The organism is Rhodococcus sp. AC861, from assembly GCF_979256035.1.
This window is the reverse complement of the sequence record NZ_CEEDMW010000048.1, coordinates 1-265: the sequence shown is the minus strand read 5'-3', so window position 1 is coordinate 265 and position 265 is coordinate 1. Positions and strand designations below refer to the sequence as shown.

The 265-nt window shown below is 70.2% G+C and carries 1 pseudogene; it reads right to left on the bottom strand.

Annotated features, from left to right (window positions below):
- Positions 1 to 265: pseudogene (locus AC0IX4_RS23090) on the bottom strand (hypothetical protein); the annotation flags it as partial.

Here is a 265-nt window from a genome sequence, read left to right as displayed (position 1 = left end):
GTTACGGAGGACGCGCTCGACGCGGCGGGGGGCGACCTCGGCCATGACGGCGGTGTCCGGCATGTCGATGATGACGTCCGTGCCGGTGTCCTTGGCCAGGTGGCGCACGGTCGACACCGCGGCACGCGCACACATGCGCACGTCCAACAGGTCCGACGCGAGTTCCGCGACGCCGGCGTCGTGACGGGAGATCTCGAGCAGGTCGTTGACGACGGTCCGGATGGCGGCCGAGCTGATCCACGATGCGAGCGAGAGCTGGACCCGC